Annotated in this window: 2 protein-coding genes; both read right to left on the reverse strand. The window is 62.6% G+C overall.

Annotated elements, in window-relative coordinates; all coding sequences use genetic code 11:
- Positions 1-496, reverse strand: a 496-nt coding sequence (locus IEW19_RS23165) for an aldo/keto reductase (protein WP_188573305.1), incomplete at its 3' end; no start/stop codon positions are given.
- Positions 493-821 (reverse strand): NAD-dependent epimerase/dehydratase family protein (locus IEW19_RS23170; protein WP_188573890.1); only part of this gene is annotated, 329 nt, incomplete at its 5' end. The genes IEW19_RS23165 and IEW19_RS23170, both read right to left, overlap by 4 nt.

An 821-nucleotide genomic window follows, 5' to 3' on the forward strand; every position in this document is an offset into this window, starting at 1 on the left:
GGACCAGCAGGCTGTACTGCGGCTGTAGGGTTACGGGGGCGCTCCAGCCGTGGGCCTTGGCAATGTGGACCGCTTTGGTCATCTGCCATCCGAGGAAGTTGGAAAAGCCGTAGTAGGCGATCTTGCCGTTGCTGACGGAGTCATGCAGGAACCGGAGCGTTTCTTCCAGCGGTGTGATGGGGTCCCATGCGTGCATCTGGTAGAGGTCGATTTGTTCCACTCCCAGGCGGCGGAGTGAGTCATCCAGGGCCCGGGTGAGGTGGCGGCGGGAGGTCCCGACGTCGTTCGGGGCCTCACCCATGGGGAAGCGGCCCTTGGTGGCAAGCACCACCCGCTCCCTGGCTTCTGGCCGCTGGGCAAGCCAACGGCCAATGATCTCCTCCGATACCCCGGCGCTGTAAACGTCCGCGGTATCGACGAAATTACCGCCGGCCTCAACATAACTGTCAAGGATGGCGTGCGACGTTTCCTCGGTGGCCTCGGCCCCGAACGTCATGGTTCCNGTTTCGGTTCGAAGCCCAGCAGCCGCCGGGCCTTGTCGATGGAGAGCATGGTCTCGTGTTCGCCCAGGTCCTTGACCACTTTCACGTTCGGATAGACCTCTGCCGCGAGGCTGGAACTGGACCGGCTCATGACCGTGTCCGCGTTAGCGATGATGAATGCCTCGAACCCCGGTTTGCCGTTCTCCAGTGCGCGGAGCACCGCCTGCGCGCCGTCCCGGCCATCGATATAGCCCCAGAGGTTCCATTTGCGCAGCATGGGGTCGGAGTCGAAGGAAGGAAAGGCTTCGTAGTCTTCCGGATCCATGACGTTGGAGAACC

The sequence above is a fragment of the Arthrobacter liuii genome, assembly GCF_014639275.1.
GTDB classification, from domain to species: Bacteria; Actinomycetota; Actinomycetes; order Actinomycetales; family Micrococcaceae; genus Arthrobacter; species Arthrobacter liuii.